This window comes from Acidobacteriota bacterium, assembly GCA_016703965.1.
GTDB lineage: Bacteria > Acidobacteriota > Blastocatellia > Pyrinomonadales > Pyrinomonadaceae > OLB17.
Window position 1 is genome coordinate 841,433 of record JADJBB010000025.1, and the last position, 15,110, is coordinate 856,542.

General features: G+C 50.7%; 15 protein-coding genes, 1 tRNA gene and 2 pseudogenes. 9 read left to right on the forward strand and 9 right to left on the reverse strand.

Annotation, left to right across the window (positions count from 1 at the left end):
* The first annotated feature begins 188 nt into the window (after positions 1-188).
* Together tdh and IPG22_21335 are read left to right on the forward strand one after the other, a co-directional pair.
* Complete coding sequence (gene tdh / locus IPG22_21330; GenBank protein ID MBK6590823.1) at positions 189-1,220, forward strand: L-threonine 3-dehydrogenase; 1,032 nt, start codon at positions 189-191, stop codon at positions 1,218-1,220.
* A 5-nt stretch (positions 1,221-1,225) separates the two neighbouring features.
* On the forward strand, positions 1,226-2,410 hold the full coding sequence (locus tag IPG22_21335) for a glycine C-acetyltransferase (protein MBK6590824.1): 1,185 nt from the start codon (positions 1,226-1,228) through the stop codon (positions 2,408-2,410).
* A 60-nt stretch (positions 2,411-2,470) separates the two neighbouring features.
* Here IPG22_21335 and IPG22_21340 read toward each other — a convergent pair whose 3' ends face one another.
* The 7 genes and pseudogenes from IPG22_21340 to IPG22_21370 all read right to left on the reverse strand — a co-directional run bounded on the left by IPG22_21340 (position 2,471) and on the right by IPG22_21370 (position 7,536).
* Positions 2,471-2,743: a DUF3303 family protein gene (locus tag IPG22_21340; GenBank protein MBK6590825.1), complete on the reverse strand. Its 273-nt coding sequence runs from the start codon at positions 2,741-2,743 to the stop codon at positions 2,471-2,473.
* Between the two features lie 12 nt (positions 2,744-2,755).
* Complete coding sequence (gene rplT / locus IPG22_21345; protein MBK6590826.1) at positions 2,756-3,130, reverse strand: 50S ribosomal protein L20; 375 nt, start codon at positions 3,128-3,130, stop codon at positions 2,756-2,758.
* 85 nt (positions 3,131-3,215) lie between these two features.
* Positions 3,216-3,419, reverse strand: a complete 204-nt coding sequence (gene rpmI, locus IPG22_21350; protein MBK6590827.1) for a 50S ribosomal protein L35 — start codon at positions 3,417-3,419, stop codon at positions 3,216-3,218.
* Between the two features lie 47 nt (positions 3,420-3,466).
* Positions 3,467-4,159: a translation initiation factor IF-3 gene (locus tag IPG22_21355; protein MBK6590828.1), complete on the reverse strand. Its 693-nt coding sequence runs from the start codon at positions 4,157-4,159 to the stop codon at positions 3,467-3,469.
* A gap of 27 nt (positions 4,160-4,186) precedes the next feature.
* Positions 4,187-6,140, reverse strand: a pseudogene (gene thrS / locus IPG22_21360) (threonine--tRNA ligase).
* 277 nt (positions 6,141-6,417) lie between these two features.
* Positions 6,418-6,493 (reverse strand) — tRNA-Val (locus IPG22_21365).
* Between the two features lie 89 nt (positions 6,494-6,582).
* Complete coding sequence (locus tag IPG22_21370; protein MBK6590829.1) at positions 6,583-7,536, reverse strand: formimidoylglutamase; 954 nt, start codon at positions 7,534-7,536, stop codon at positions 6,583-6,585.
* Between the two features lie 115 nt (positions 7,537-7,651).
* On the opposite strand from IPG22_21370, the gene IPG22_21375 reads away from it, so the two are divergent.
* The 5 genes and pseudogenes from IPG22_21375 (at position 7,652) to IPG22_21395 (ending at position 12,410) form a co-directional block, all read left to right on the forward strand.
* Complete coding sequence (locus IPG22_21375) at positions 7,652-8,665, forward strand: class I SAM-dependent methyltransferase (GenBank protein ID MBK6590830.1); 1,014 nt, start codon at positions 7,652-7,654, stop codon at positions 8,663-8,665.
* Positions 8,666-8,743: 78 nt separating this feature from the next.
* Complete coding sequence (locus IPG22_21380; protein ID MBK6590831.1) at positions 8,744-9,757, forward strand: hypothetical protein; 1,014 nt, start codon at positions 8,744-8,746, stop codon at positions 9,755-9,757.
* A 24-nt stretch (positions 9,758-9,781) separates the two neighbouring features.
* Positions 9,782-10,390: a hypothetical protein gene (locus tag IPG22_21385; protein ID MBK6590832.1), complete on the forward strand. Its 609-nt coding sequence runs from the start codon at positions 9,782-9,784 to the stop codon at positions 10,388-10,390.
* A complete protein-coding gene (locus IPG22_21390; protein MBK6590833.1) occupies positions 10,276-10,812 on the forward strand; it encodes a tetratricopeptide repeat protein in 537 nt (178 codons plus the stop codon). Before IPG22_21385 ends, IPG22_21390 begins: the two co-directional genes overlap by 115 nt.
* Before the next feature lie 120 nt (positions 10,813-10,932).
* Positions 10,933-12,410, forward strand: a pseudogene (locus IPG22_21395) (B12-binding domain-containing radical SAM protein).
* A 103-nt stretch (positions 12,411-12,513) separates the two neighbouring features.
* Here the strand turns inward: IPG22_21395 and IPG22_21400 are convergent.
* Complete coding sequence (locus IPG22_21400) at positions 12,514-13,722, reverse strand: AAA family ATPase (protein ID MBK6590834.1); 1,209 nt, start codon at positions 13,720-13,722, stop codon at positions 12,514-12,516.
* Positions 13,723-13,812: 90 nt separating this feature from the next.
* On the opposite strand from IPG22_21400, the gene IPG22_21405 reads away from it, so the two are divergent.
* Complete coding sequence (locus IPG22_21405) at positions 13,813-14,079, forward strand: hypothetical protein (protein MBK6590835.1); 267 nt, start codon at positions 13,813-13,815, stop codon at positions 14,077-14,079.
* Here the strand turns inward: IPG22_21405 and IPG22_21410 are convergent.
* Positions 14,043-14,609, reverse strand: coding sequence for an OmpH family outer membrane protein (locus tag IPG22_21410; GenBank protein ID MBK6590836.1), 567 nt, complete (start codon positions 14,607-14,609; stop codon positions 14,043-14,045). The genes IPG22_21405 and IPG22_21410 overlap by 37 nt on opposite strands.
* 246 nt (positions 14,610-14,855) lie before the next feature.
* On the opposite strand from IPG22_21410, the gene IPG22_21415 reads away from it, so the two are divergent.
* Positions 14,856-15,092, forward strand: a complete 237-nt coding sequence (locus IPG22_21415; GenBank protein MBK6590837.1) for a DUF433 domain-containing protein — start codon at positions 14,856-14,858, stop codon at positions 15,090-15,092.
* The last annotated feature ends 18 nt before the right edge of the window (positions 15,093-15,110 follow it).

The window sequence follows — 15,110 nt, forward strand, 5'->3', positions numbered from 1 at the left end:
CAGTTAGCTTCGAAAGCTCAGACCGAAGTCTACAATTTTAGCAGTACATCGGATTTACGTAAAATTTACCGTTTCGCTTTCCTCATCCGCGACAGTTCTCCTCGAATCCGACACCGTCTTTCGTCTTCCTGCTCCCGGTGATATCATTGTATTTGCAGACGTTATCTAGTCATTAGGAGTGTCGCAAAATGAAAGCGATCGTAAAAAGTAAAGCTGAAGTTGGGCTCTGGTTAGAAGACGTTTCGGAACCCACGATCGGTATAAATGACGTGTTGATCCGCATAAAACGCACAGGCATCTGCGGAACCGATCTTCATATATACAATTGGGATGCATGGGCGCAAAGTACTATCAAGGTTCCTACGATCCTGGGCCACGAACTCGTAGGTGAGATCGTTGAGATCGGCTCAAACGTAAATGATTTTTATGTCGGCGATATTGTCAGCGTCGAGGGGCATCTCGTTTGCGGACGCTGCCGGAACTGTCTCGCCGGGCGTCGCTATAAATGCGCTAATACGCTCGGTTTCGGTGTTAATACAGATGGCGGTTTTGCGGAATATATCGCGGTTCCGATGACCAATATTTGGAAGCATAGCCCGAATGTGAACCTTAACGTCGCCGCAATATTCGATCCTTTTGGAAATGCCGTTCATACAGCTCTCGCCTTCGAAGTATTTGGCGAAGACGTCTTGATTACTGGTGCCGGTCCGATCGGTATTATGGCAGCAGCCGTAGCCAAACACGCCGGTGCTCGGCACGTGGTGATCACCGACGTAAACCCCAACCGACTCGAACTCGCGAAGAAGTTCGATGTGACAATGGCGGTCGACGTTCGCGAAAAATCCATTGCCGATGTTCAGAAAGAACTCGGAATGAAAGAAGGCTTCGATGTCGGCATGGAGATGTCTGGAAATCCGACTGCTTTTCGCGATATGCTCGCGAATATGACGCACGGCGGTAACATCGCGTTTCTGGGAATACCTTCTGACGAATTCTCGATCAACTGGAAAACCGTGATCTTCAACATGCTCACTATTAAGGGCATTTACGGCCGCCAGATGTACGAAACCTGGTACCAAATGAGTGTTCTGCTCGAATCCGGTTTGGACATCGAACCCGTGATCACGCACCGCTATTCGTACAAGGAATTTCAAAAGGCCTTTGAGGTTATGCGGGACGGAAATAGCGGCAAGGTTGTACTCGATTGGAGCGAGATGTAAACGTTATGTACGGAAAATTTCAAACTTATCTGCAGAATACACTGGACGAGATCCGTCAGGCAGGTCTATTCAAATCAGAACGCGTGATCGAGAGCCCGCAGGAAGCGCATATCGAGGTTTCGGGCGGCCGCAGCGTGCTGAATATGTGTGCCAATAACTATCTCGGGTTGTCTGATCACCCGTTGATCGTAGACGCTGCGAAAAAAGGGCTTGAGGAATGGGGTTTTGGCCTTTCGTCGGTTCGATTCATATGCGGAACCCAAACTATCCATAAGCAACTTGAGGCAAAGATCAGTGAGTTTCTGGGCACTGAGGATACGATCCTATATACGTCTTGCTTTGATGCGAACGGTGGGCTCTTCGAAACTGTTTTGGGCGAAGATGATGCCGTGATCTCCGACGAACTCAATCACGCGAGCGTTATCGACGGTATCCGTTTGAGCAAGGCTCAGCGATTCCGCTACAAGAACGGTGACATGGTGGATCTCGAATCTCAGCTTCAGGCAGCGAGTTCCGCGAGATTTAAGATGATTGCGACTGATGGCATCTTTTCGATGGATGGATTTATCGCGAAACTGCCTGAGATCTGTGATCTCGCCGACAAATACGAAGCCCTCGTCATGATCGATGATTCGCATGCGGTCGGTTTCATGGGGGAAAAAGGGCGCGGCGTGCACGAGCATCATAATGTGATGCACCGCGTAGACGTAATCACCGGAACCATTGGCAAAGCTCTCGGCGGAGCCAGCGGCGGTTATACCAGCGGTAAAAAGGAGATCATCGATCTACTTCGTCAACGCTCGCGGCCGTATCTGTTCTCAAATTCAGTTGCCCCACCGATCGTGACGGCGGCGATCGCGGCGATCGATATGCTCTCGGCATCGACGGAACTGCGGGATCGCCTCATGGCAAACACCCAATATTTCCGTAATAAGCTTTCGTCGATCGGTCTTGAGATCGTCCCGGGCGAACATCCGATCGTGCCGATAATGTTCGGTGACGCTGTGCTCGCCACGAAAATGGCGGAAGCAATGCTTGCGAGAGGCGTCTATGTAATTGCATTTTCATTTCCAGTAGTACCGAAAGGTAAGGCTCGCATCCGGACGCAGGTATCAGCCGCTCATAGCCGCGAGGATCTGGATTTCGCGGTTGAAATGTTTGCGGAAGCGAAGGCAGAATTGGGAATATAAAAAGCATGAGACTTCATACGAAGCCTCATGCTTTAGACTATATCTCACTGTCCGGAACGCTTACGATCGAGAGGAAAATGCAGATCTCATTTCAGCCGAGGTAACTACAGGCATTATTTCAAAATCCATCAGATCTTCCCACTCGGCTATCCAAGCATCAAACAGCTGTATATCATCGGTTTCCATTAGCTGAAAACAGCGATAATAGCTCGTTTCGATCCAACTATCTACGTAGCGCAACCCGTCCGGCATCATCCGGCCTTTCTCTGCAAACCGTTCATAAACGGCTCCCGCATCGCGGTTCTTGAAATGTTCAATCACCATGAAAAGCATCGAATCTGCTAGTTAGGCTGCCGCTTGATGTTTACCGATGGCGTCTTTAGCCTGTCCAACGATCGTTGCGAAAGCGTCAGGCTGTTTGACCGCGAGATCGGCGAGTACCTTACGATCGAGATCGATCTCGGCAAGGTTCAGGCCGTGGATGAACTGCGAATACTTGATATCGTTCAGACGGCACGCCGCATTGATGCGGACGATCCAAAGTTTACGAAAATCACGCTTTTTCAGCTTTCTGCCCGTATAGGCAAAATTTAATGCGCGTTCGACCGACTCTTTGGCCGAGCGATACAGTTTCGACTTCGTTCCACGAAAACCTTTGGCTAAGGCTAATATTTTTTTGCGCTTCTCGAGGCGCTTATTTCCACGTTTTGCTCTTGGCATTTCTTCACTCCTACTCTACAAATCCTGTAAACAGTTGGCATCGGGGGATGGCGAATGACTGCCTCCTCCATGCTGCCACTGCCAACTAGTCGCGGCCGTATGGCAGCATCTTCTCGACGCGTTTCTGATCACCTTCTGACACCAATACATCGATGTCGAGATTACGTTTACGTTTTGCCGTTTTCTTGGTCAAAATGTGTCGAGCATGGCTGTGGCCGCGCTTGAATTTACCCGACGCTGTCGAGCGAAAACGCTTTGCCGCGCCTTTGTGTGTTTTTAGTTTTGGCATTACCTTTCTCCTGTTAATCCCTTTCTTGCACTACTCACCTGCAGTGCTTAAAATATTTCGTCGTCGTCCTTTGGCTCCGGTTTCGGTGCCTTCACCTTTTGCTCTTTCGGTGCCTTCTTAATCTTTGGTGCGACATCATCAGCTTCTATCGAATCGGTCGTAGAAACTTTCTTGGCATCAGCAACCTTTGCCTTTTTCGGGTTAAAGATGGTGAACATCTGGTAACCTTCCATCTTTGGAAAAACTTCGACGTCCGCTAATTCCGCAAGATCCAAAGTCAATTTCTTCAGGATCTTTGCCCCGAGTTCCCGGTGCGTCATTTCGCGGCCGCGAAAGGCGATCGCGGCCCTAACCTTGTCACCCTCGCCGAGCCACTGCTTGGCGTGTTCCATGCGATAGTTGTAATCGTGATCGTCCGTCCCCGGCCGAAACTTGATCTCCTTGACCTGTACGGTGACCTGTTTCTTTTTCGCTTCGTGGGCACGCTTCTTTTGTTCGTAAAGAAACTTACCGTAATCAATGAGTTTGCAAACGGGCGGCTTTCCGTTCGGAGCGATCTCGACGAGGTCGATGCCCCGATTTCTCGCTTCCTGGATCGCATCGCGCGTGTCCATCACACCCAAGGTTTCGCCGTCCTCAGTAACAACTCGTACTGACGGGACTCTGATACGTTCGTTCGTGCGATGAAGCGGCTCACGAAAACGCGGCTTAAATCTATTTCCACCAAATCTTCTAGCGATAGTTGCCTCCTAAGTTTATTAGCGATCTTAGAGACTACGCTGCAATTTCTGCTGCGTGATCATCCCTTTGAACTCTTCCAACGACATCGCACCGATGTCTCCCTGCTTACGTTCGCGAACAGCGACCTTATTGCTTTCTAATTCCTGATCACCGAGGATCAGCATGTACGGAACTTTCTGCATCTGAGCATCTCGAATTTTCGCACCGATCTTATCAGATCTCGTGTTAGATTCTACGCGAAAACCGGCATTTCTCAATTCCGCAGCAACGCTGTCCGCATAATCGTTGATGCGATCCGTTATCGGCAACACTGCAACCTGCACCGGAGCAAGCCACAACGGGAATGCTCCAGCATAATGCTCTATCAAAACCCCGAAGAACCGCTCGATCGAACCGAACAAAGCCCGGTGGATCATATAAGGACGATGCTTGAGATTATCATCGCCGGTGTATTCAAGCTCGAATCGCTCCGGCAGATTGAAATCAAGTTGGATCGTGCCTAACTGCCAAACACGACCGATTGCATCTTCGATCTTGATATCGATCTTCGGGCCATAAAACGCCGCTTCGCCCTCGATGCTCGTATGAGATGTTCCGCTCGTCGAGAGCACTGGCGAGCTGTTTCTCAGCCGCTGCCCAGTCTTCGTCGGAACCAAGATAGCCTTTGTTCTCGGCACCGCCACGAACTGAAAGTTCAAATCGAACCTTATCAAATCCGTACGTCTCAAAAACCTTGATCGCAAAATCCAAACAATCTGCAACCTCAGTGTGAACCTGGTCAGGCCGTACGAAAAGATGTGCGTCATCGACCGAAAATCCGCGAACACGCATCAATCCGTGAAGCGTTCCGGAAAGCTCGGCACGATAAACCGTTCCCATTTCCGAATAACGCTGCGGGAGATCGCGATACGAACGCGGGCTAGATTTGTAGATACCGATGTGGAACGGGCAATTCATCGGCTTGAGCCGATATTCCTCATCCTCGATGCTAGTTGGAGCATACATCGAATCGGAATAATTGCCTTCGTGCCCACTTGTCACCCAAAGCTGACGCTTAGCAATGTGCGGAGTGAAAACGAAGCTGTAACCTCGCTTCTCAAGTTCTTCCTTGAGCAAACGCTCCATCTCGTTGCGAATAATTCCGCCTTTTGGATGCCAAAGGATCAAACCCTGGCCGTAATCGTCTGAGATCGAGAAGAGGTCGAGTTCGCGGCCGAGCTTGCGATGGTCGCGTTTCTCTGCCTCTTCACGCTGCTTCATCCAGGCATCGAGTTCGTCCTGGGTCGCGAATGCAGTGCCGTAAATTCGCTGCATCTGATCGCGTTCCGCATCGCCCTTCCAATACGCTCCGGAAATCGCCAAAAGCTTAAAGGCTTTCAACTTACCTGTATGTTGAACGTGAGGTCCTAAACAAAAATCTATGAATGGCGAACCATCGATATGATATATCGTAGCGGAGCCGTCGACTTTCTCATCGATAAGCTCGCATTTAAGCGGCTCTTCGCGGCCCTTGAAAAGTTCAAGGATCGCAGATTTCACAACAACCTCACGACGATAGCGTAGATCGCCCTTTGCCATCTGCTTCATCTTTTTCTCGATGACCGGCAGATCGTCTTCGGTTAGATTTCGCGGAGCGATGATGTCGTAATAGAAACCGTAACGCGGATCCTCCATTAGAGCCGGGCCAACGCCGAGCTTGGTTCCTGGAAACAGATCAAGTATCGCCGCCGCAAGCAAGTGGGCGGTCGAGTGACGGATAACCTCGAGGCCATCGCGTGAATCGCTCGTTATCGCCTCGATGAAAAGAACCTCGTCAGTCTCTGTCAGTTCCCGATTGAGATCGACTTCTTCCCCATTGACCTTGGCGGCAAGCGATTTCTTTAGTACGTCGCGGTCGAATGCTTTTATAGCATCCAGAACAGTCGCCGGACTTGGGATCAACTTCTGATCGTTTCCGAATTTTACGTTTAATTCGCTCATTGTTTTGTAAATAGTTAATTGACGGTCGTGAATAAAATTGCTCTATCAACGCCCATACAAATCAGTAACAACGACAATTTGCTTGCCGCTCTTACCTTTTCCTATTTACTGATAACGATTTACTCGTTCGTCCTACTACTAAATAGATTTGATCCGATAAGAGCGACTTTGCTTTGCAGGATCCGAAGAAACTGCGATTGTCACGCCATTAGAAGCGTGTCGTAGTAGTTATAAAAACAGCAAAGTTCTTAATTAGCATCTTATCGAAAAATATAAATGGTAGTCTCTAGCAGACTCGAACTGCTGACCCCTACCTTGTCAAGGTAATGCTCTACCAACTGAGCTAAGAGACTACACCTCGCGGTTTCTTACGAAAAGCGAACCTAAAGAATGCCAAAGACGTTCAAATGTGTCAAGTGTGAACGGCTTAGGCGAAGACACTTTACGCAACTCCGCTACAAAAGCGATGCATACCGATCGCCACAAGCTTCGTCGTCCGATCATCGACATCGTATATCGGATTGACCTCGCTAAACTCTATGATCTTAGTATTGGCGAGCGAAGCGGCATATTTGACCAGCTGAATAAATTCTCCGGCTCGAAGACCTAGTGGCGACGGAGCGGATGTCCCCGGCGCGTCAGCCATTCGAACGACATCCATGTCAAAACCGAAAAAAGTATTCAAACTTGAGCTGTGGCCGATGAATTTCGCACGGATCTGTTCTTTTAATTCGAGATCAGCCTCGGCACGTGAACGCAGGACCTCAAGACTGATCCTGTGGACGCCAAGGTCACGGATGTATTCGTAGTAAACGGGCGATGTCAGGTGCGTTTGATATCCCGCCTCATAAAAATAAGTTGGTTTGAGATGCCCTTCATCAAGAAGCTGCCTAAATTGCGTCCCATTATTTCTCTCGTTCGCGATCCTGACATCTAGATGGGCATCAATATTAACTCCGATCCACCATTCCGGGCCAAAAACTTCGGCCATTGCAACTCCGTCCGGATAAGAAATATCGTTGCCGCCGCCGAGTACGATCAACCTTTTCCCGTCCCGAAGGATCTGAGCAACAATTTCTTTTTGCGTGAAATGGGTATCTTCTAAGGAAGGTCTTATCTTCACATTACCCAGATCAAAGATCTTTTTCTTTATGTTGAAAGGCGTGAGCCTATAAAATTGCGTACGGATCGCATCCGGTGCGGCAGCAGCACCAACCCGCCCGCCGTTTCGCCGAACGCCTTCATCCTGAGGGCAGCCGAGGATCACGATATCGGCCGCTCCGTAATGATGCGGTTCGCTTTGAACGACCTCTCCCAACCGGGGATCGTTCTTATCTCCTTTGTGAAAAAACACGTTCTCAGATGGCCGCGTTGTCAGGTCAAATATATCGCTCATAACCATATCTTATACCTAAAAAAGCCCGTATGAAAGCAATTGCTCGCACGTTGAAATAACGGCTGAAATGCAATACCTTACTTATATTCGAACCATCGGCAACTGAGGTAACAATATGCAAGAAGGCAAATCCCCAACACCAGAACGGATCTGGCAAATGATCACCGGCTTTCAGATGACCGCAGCAATGAAAGCCGCTATAGAACTTGGCGTTTTCACTAAGATCGCCGATGGAAAAACGAGCACGAGTTCGATCGCCAGAGCGTGCGGCGCCGCGGAACGCGGTATAAGAATTCTCTGCGATACGCTGACAGTACTCGGCTTTCTTATCAAAAATGGCAGTGAGTATTCCCTTGCTGATGACGCTGCTTTTTTTCTCGTTCAGCATTCGCCCGCGTACATGGGCAATATGACGGATTTCATCCTGTCGCCGCAGCAAAAGGCCGGTTTCGACGACCTCACCGCTGCGGTTCGCAATGGTGGAGCTGTTCCGCAGTACAACGCTTCGCTCGACCCCGAAAGCCCGATGTGGGCAACGTTTGCCCGGAGCATGACGGGCATGATGATGCCTTCGGCTCAAAAGATGGCGGCGGACCTCGGCTATCCAAAAGATGCCGCGATCAAAGTCCTCGACATTGCCGCGGGCCACGGAATGTTCGGTATTACCGTCGCTCAACACTATCCGAACGCCCAGATCCATGCTCTCGATTGGAAGGTCGTTCTTGCTGTAGCCCAAGAGAATGCCGAAAAATTCGGGGTTGCGGATCGCTATCACAAGATCGAGGGCAGTGCGTTCGATGCCGACCTCGGTTCTGACTACGATGTCATTCTCAATACAAACTTTCTCCATCATTTCGATCCACCTACGTGCGAAGCGTTTCTCAAGCGTGCTTTTGCAGCTCTCAGCCCGGACGGCCAGTTGCTTACATTAGAATTCGTCCCAAATGACGACCGCGTGTCGCCTCCGGGCGAAGCTCTTTTCTCGCTCGTGATGCTCGCCGCGACTCCGGCAGGCGATGCGTACACTTTTGCCGAACTGCAGCAAATGCTTGAGAATGCGGGCTTTTCGCAAAATGAACATCGCCCAATGCAAGGAATGCCGCAGCACTGGATCATGTCCAGGAAATAGGCGATAAACATTCTTCTTGACTTCGATACGCGGTACGAGCAACACTAACCAAAATCGACTAGTTTTCGGCCGGATGTTATGAATCGATCTGCGAATTCCGTCCTTATTGTCTTCACTATCTTGCTGCTTGGTTACGGTATTCGTGCTCAGGCGGACGATATCTGCTCTGAGTCGGGGCTTAATCCCGGTCTTGATTCTCCTTTCGCCCATATCCCATATGTTTTTGGGAAAGTAGTCCTTCAAGGCTTCCCGTCGACTGCAAAACCACCGAAAGTGACCGTGATTCTCTACGATGGTGGACCATCGGCTGAGCGTTTGATCGTGAATAAGTCCGGAAACTATTGCTTCAAAAGAAAGTCCAATAACAGCACTCTCGTGGTCGAGGTCGATGGCAATGAGGCTGCCCGCCGAACCCTTGCGTCTTTCGGCTCGACGCAGCAGCGTGAGGATTTCGAGATCTTCGCCAACCAACCTGCTCAAAATAGTTCCCCGGCGGTCATATCGGCCAAATTCACGCATCCGGCCAATCCTAAAACCACTGATCTGTACAAAAAAGCGATCGACGCCGAGATAAACAGAGATCCGGACAAAGTGATCAGCTATCTTAAACAGATCGTCGCAATCGATCCCGAAGATTTCATCGCCTGGGCGAAGCTCGGAATCTGGCAGTTCGCTAAAAACTCGTTGTCCGACGCCGACGCGGCTTTTCGCAGATCGCTTGAGTTGAAAGTCGATTACACGCCTGCTTGGGTGAACGTCGGGCAGCTAAGGATCGCACAAAAGCGGTACGAAGCAGCGATCCCGATCCTGCAGCACGCCGCCGAACTCGATCCAACGGCCGCCCGCACGTTCCAATTGCTCGGCGAAGCTTATCTCCTCACACGTCAAGGAACGCTCGGGGCGGAAGCTCTTAAAAACGCAATCAAACTCGACCCGATCGGGATGGCCGAATGCCATTTGCAACTGGCTCATCTCTATCAGCTCGCCGGTGCCAAGCCATTGGCAGCCGCCGAATACAGGGTTTTCCTGACCAAAGTTCCGGATCATCCGCATAGGAAGAAATTCGAGAAATTCATCAAGGATAATCCGTAGATCAATCACCTTTTTCCGAGTATTATGATCAGATCTATAACTTTCGCGACAGTCCTGGCATTTAGTCTCCTGATCGTCGCGCCTGATGTTAATGCTCAGGCAGATGACATTTGTCGTGAGATGGGTGAAACTCCGACGCGCGAGATCGGCCGTGATAATCGGTTGGCTCCATATGTCTTTGGTAAGGTTACGGTCCGCGGAGCAAAGAAGGACGCCAAACCGCCGCGTGTCACCGTGATCTATTCCGATTCCTCGCAGCCCGCAACCCGCCAGACGCTCGGCAAATCCGGAAACTATTGCTTCAGACGCTTCGGCAACAGCGGCACGCTGATCATCGACGTCGACGGCATCGAAACAGCACGCAAATCCGTCTCGGATATCGGCGGCGTCCGCCAACGTGAGGATTTTGAGGTCATTCCGCCTAATGTTGAACAAACCGCCCCGCCGAGTGTGATCTCGACCAAATTCTCGCGTGACCCGAACGAAAAAACCGCATACCTTTACAAAAAAGTTGCGAGATGGAACGGGACAATCAGCCGGAAAAAGCGATCGAGATCGTCAAGGAGATCGTCGCCATCGACCCTCAGGATTTCATTGCCTGGGCGAAACTCGGTTCGCTCTATGCCGCTCTGAACTCGCTCACCGAAGCCGAAACCTCTTTCAAACACGCGCTTTCCGTTCGAAAGGATTACGTACCCGCGATGCTGAATATAGGTATCCTGCGCGCCGTACAGAACCAACACGCTGCAGCGGTCGAAGTGTTCGAACACGCCGTCGCGGCCGACCCGACATTTGCACGCAGTTATCGTCTGCTCGGCGAGGCCTATTTCCAAGTCCGCCGCGGTTCCGACGGCCTCTCCGCTCTTGACGAGGCACTGAGGATCGACCCGCAAGGCATGGCCGAATGCCACCTGCTTAAGGCCAGGCTCTACGACCTCGCCGGTGCAAAGGATCTTGCATCCGCGGAATATAAGGCCTTTCTTGCGAAGGTCCAGGATCATCCGGACAAGAAGCAATTTGAAAGATATATAAAAGATCACGGTACGATCAAATAGCTCTTCCATCACCACGTCTCTAAAATAAATACGAAAGATACCTAATTTGCACTGTGTATTAGTTTCGTAACCTCCCGAAAACCTATTGCTCTGTTCGTAAAACAGGAGTAATGTGAGGTTATGAAGGTCCTGCTTGTATATCCGGTTTTCCCCGACACATACTGGAGTTTCAAGTATGCCCTCGCCTTTGAAGGGAAAAAGGCTGCCTTTCCTCCTCTTGGACTCCTTACCGTTTCCTCGATGCTCCCTGACACCTGGGAACGGCGGCTCGTCGATATGAATGTCACGGAGCTGAGCGACGATGATATCGAATGGGCCGATATAGTCTTCCTGAGTGCGATGATCGTTCAGAAAGGATCGCTCGAGGAAGTGGTCCGGCGTGCACGCGTATTGGGGAAATTGATAGCCGTCGGCGGCCCTTACGTATCGACAAGCTCCGAGAGCCTTCCCGACGCCGATCATATTTTTGTGGGTGAGGCTGAAACCACCATTCCTGAGTTCATCAACGACATCGAACTCGGGATCGCTAAAAAGGTTTATAAGGCTGACGAGCGGCCGTCGCTTCACGCGACACCTGCTCCGGATTTTGACCTGATCGATATGCATCAGTACAGCGCGATGAGCGTTCAGTATTCTCGCGGCTGCCCATTCCAGTGTGAATTCTGCGATATCATCGAGATCTACGGCCGCGTTCCTCGTACGAAGACCAACCAGCAGATGCTCGCTGAACTCGATAACCTTAAAAGCGCCGGTTGGCGAGGGCTCGTATTTATCGTCGACGACAACTTTATCGGGAATAAAAAGAACGTCCGGCTCCTGATGCCCGAGCTTATCGAATGGTCGCGTCGCAATGAGTTCCCTTCTCCTTCATTACTGAGGCGAGTGTAAATCTCGCTGAGGACGAAACGCTGCTTCAGATGATGCAGGATGCGGGATTTCGCCGCGTATTCCTCGGCATTGAAACGCCGGTCGAGGAAAGCTTGAAGAAGGCCCAAAAGGGTCAAAACACACGCCGGAGCCTTGTTGATTCCGTCCACAAGATCCAGAGCTACGGTATGGAGGTCATGGCGGGATTTATCGTCGGTTTCGACAGTGACCCCGAGAATATTTTCCAGCTCCAGATGGATTTCATTCACGAGAGTGCAATTCCTCTCTCGATGGTCGGCCTTCTCTCCGCACTGCCCGACACGCAGCTTTGGCGTCGGCTCGAGAAGGAAGGGCGGCTCGAAGGTTACCATTCCGGCAATAATACCGACTGCTCGCTCAATTTCGTTCCCAAAATGGATCGTGACCGCCTGATAGCTGGCTTTCAAACGCTCCTTAAAAATATTTACAGTCCAAAGGAGTATTACTACCGTGCGCTCGACTGTCTTTCCCGCTTTCATGCCAATCGCATCGAACCGCGTCAGACAACCCTGCTCGCCGATCTTCGAGCTTTCTTTAAGATCGTGATGACGCTCGGCGTCCGCGACAGTGCCCGCGGCCAGTTTTGGAAATACTTTTTTCGACTGGTCCGCTTTCACCCGAACGATATCGCCCACGGCCTGACGCTTGCCGCGATGGGTTATCACTTCCGCAAGATCACCGAAAAATACTGAGCTCTGCCGTCTCACTTCCCGGGACAAAGTGAGACGCCCTAACCGCAACATATCAAACCGGTTATAGCGATATATCGTCTCATTTGGGAAAAGCATTGAAGCTCTAAGTGAGACCGGCATTTTGACTTCCATTCGCAACGTACCGGTGGGCGGTCGGCTTGGAAACTCCCAGGCGTTGTCCGATCGCGGCGGTGCTAAGTCCCTGTTTAGCGAGCAGTTTGGCGTATTTGATCCGCCTTTGATCTAGTTTAGGGCGACGTTTTGGCGGCAGCGGGCGGAAAGGCGCGGGCAGATGCGCTTGTTCGTCGTCCTCGCTGATAAAGGAGTATCCAAAAAAGTTCTCTGCCCGGACAGCTCGCGCTCGGGTCGCTCTACCAGCAGCAAGGTCGAATTTAGCGAGACGGTAGACCAGGATATTATCGCTTTCGTATTTGACCGGGCCGTTTCGGGATTTGATCTGCTTGATGTAACGCAGGTCTGGGGCGAGAGAGCTTTTTCCAAGGGCGAAGACGGAATCGGCGACCTTCGTGATATCGATCGAGCCTTGCAGGTCGCGTTCGGTAAGAGGCATGTGCTCGCGCCGTTTCGGGGTGTGTGCGACGACCAGGATCGAGATAAAGTTTGACTTTTTCAACTGCTGAAAGCGGTTCATAAGACGAAACGCAACGCTCGCGTTCGCGGTCGAGCTTTGACTTAGGAATGTGATGTTGTCGCAGATGAGCACGTCCGCCCTATGCTCTGTGATCTTATTCTCGATGTCGGTGAACAGCATGTCGGTAAAATCGTCGTATCCGTCGATCAATTTGCCGTCCCAAAACAACTCCGCCCGAAGGAGATTGGGCGAGAATCGATAATGATCCCTGGTTTTACGCCCGTCTTCCGTCTCAATTGAGTAACGCCGGGTAAATTGCGGCCGCGTCAATTCAAAATCAATGTACAAAACCCTCTGCGGCCGGATCCCGCATCCCGGCAAAGGGTTATTAAAAGGTGCGATCGGAACTCCGCGAGCCAGAGATTCCGCGATCTGCACTGCCAGTGCCGTTTTGCCTACACCCGGAGTGGAAAACAACACCGCTACCTCCTCAGCCAGCCACAGCGGACCAAACAGTTGTTTCATCGGAGCCCACTTGATCGAATTCTTCATATGCTCCCGAGCCGATTGCACAAACAGCATCTGCGGCTCCGGAGCGAACGCTTTTGGGAACTTTTTCCGGTCCTCAGCAATTATCTTCTCGATCATTTCTTTATGCGGATCCCAACCGATGATCGAACCATAATCTTGGTCACCCGTCTCAAACATCGAATCTCTCATTTCCTATGCTCCTTATCGCAGTCATTCGTGTATAACGTTCGTTACGATATATGAAACAAACAGTTTCGTCAAGAGGAATGTGTCTTATTTATGCAACACGGTGGTTTGACTGAGGATCTCGAAAATATGCTTGCGGGCTATGCCCGTCTATTTGCGGAAAAGCTGCTCTTTTCCGCTAGGCCTACAAGCGAATACGGCTATGGCGCCGCTGCGAAAAGGCGGCGGCATAGCCGCATAAATATGCTATTGCTGACGGAAAAGCATAGCTTTTCCGCAAATAGACCGGCGGAGCCGAAAGAAGGTGGCTACGTGCTCTGGAACTACTTCACCGGCACAGCCGCAGCTCTGGCATTGTAGAACGCGATGAAATCCTTCGTAATATCCGTGCTGTCGGCAACGAACAGCAACACACCGGTCTCAGCGAGTTTGCTCGCGTCGTAGATGGCTCCGTAGTTGTTCTTCTTGCCGAATTCAGCGATCGCTTTGCCTATGTCAAAGGTGATGGGTTCGATAAGAAGCTTGCGGCGTTGGTCGATCTTTGCTTCGATATCGGTCTTCCTATAGGCCAGCGTTCGCTGCAGCGATTCGCCCTCTGATTTTTTCGCCAGCAAGGCAGCCTCGTTCGCCTCCGTTACGGTCGCCTTCTGAAGCTCCGCCGCGATCGCCGCAAGTTTCGCATTGCCGTCCTCGAGTTCCTTGATCTCCTTGGCAAACTCGCCATCGATCTGCTTCTCCGCCGAGATCAACTTCGCGATTCCCGCCTTCTCATCATAAAAAGCAGCCGTACTGATCAAAACACTCTTCGGCGGCAAAGCCTGAGAATACGCCGCCACTGACATAGCAACAACAAAAATAGCGATAGAAACGAGACGATACACCTTAAACATGAGAATTCTCCTTATTTTGTAGATCAGATCTGATGTCTGTTGGAGATTTGGGGATGGGAAAGGGTTGTATCGACAGGCTCCGTAGGTGCCAAATGTTTGTAGCAAGCGTCCTACAAAAAATCACAAGCGCCGGTAGAGGCGACACTGTGCCGCTCCTAAAGAGCTAAGACGCCATTTGAATATGCCCTTTCTACAAAAATTTCGCTCCTATCGGGGCTAGGATACTATGGTATTATTTTGATTATTATGGTTAACGACATCCTCAGCCGAATCACGATCAACCCGGAAATATGTCACGGCAAACCGACGATCAGGAATAAACGTTATCCGGTCGAAAATATGCTCGAACTGATGGCGTCGGGAATGACGAACGAAGAGATCCTCGCGGATTATGACGATCTGGAAAAAGCGGATTTGGATGCTTGTCTAATGTTCGCCGCTCGCCTCGCAAATGTCGGCTCGATCAGTGAATTGGCCAGATGAAAATAGATCAGCACGACT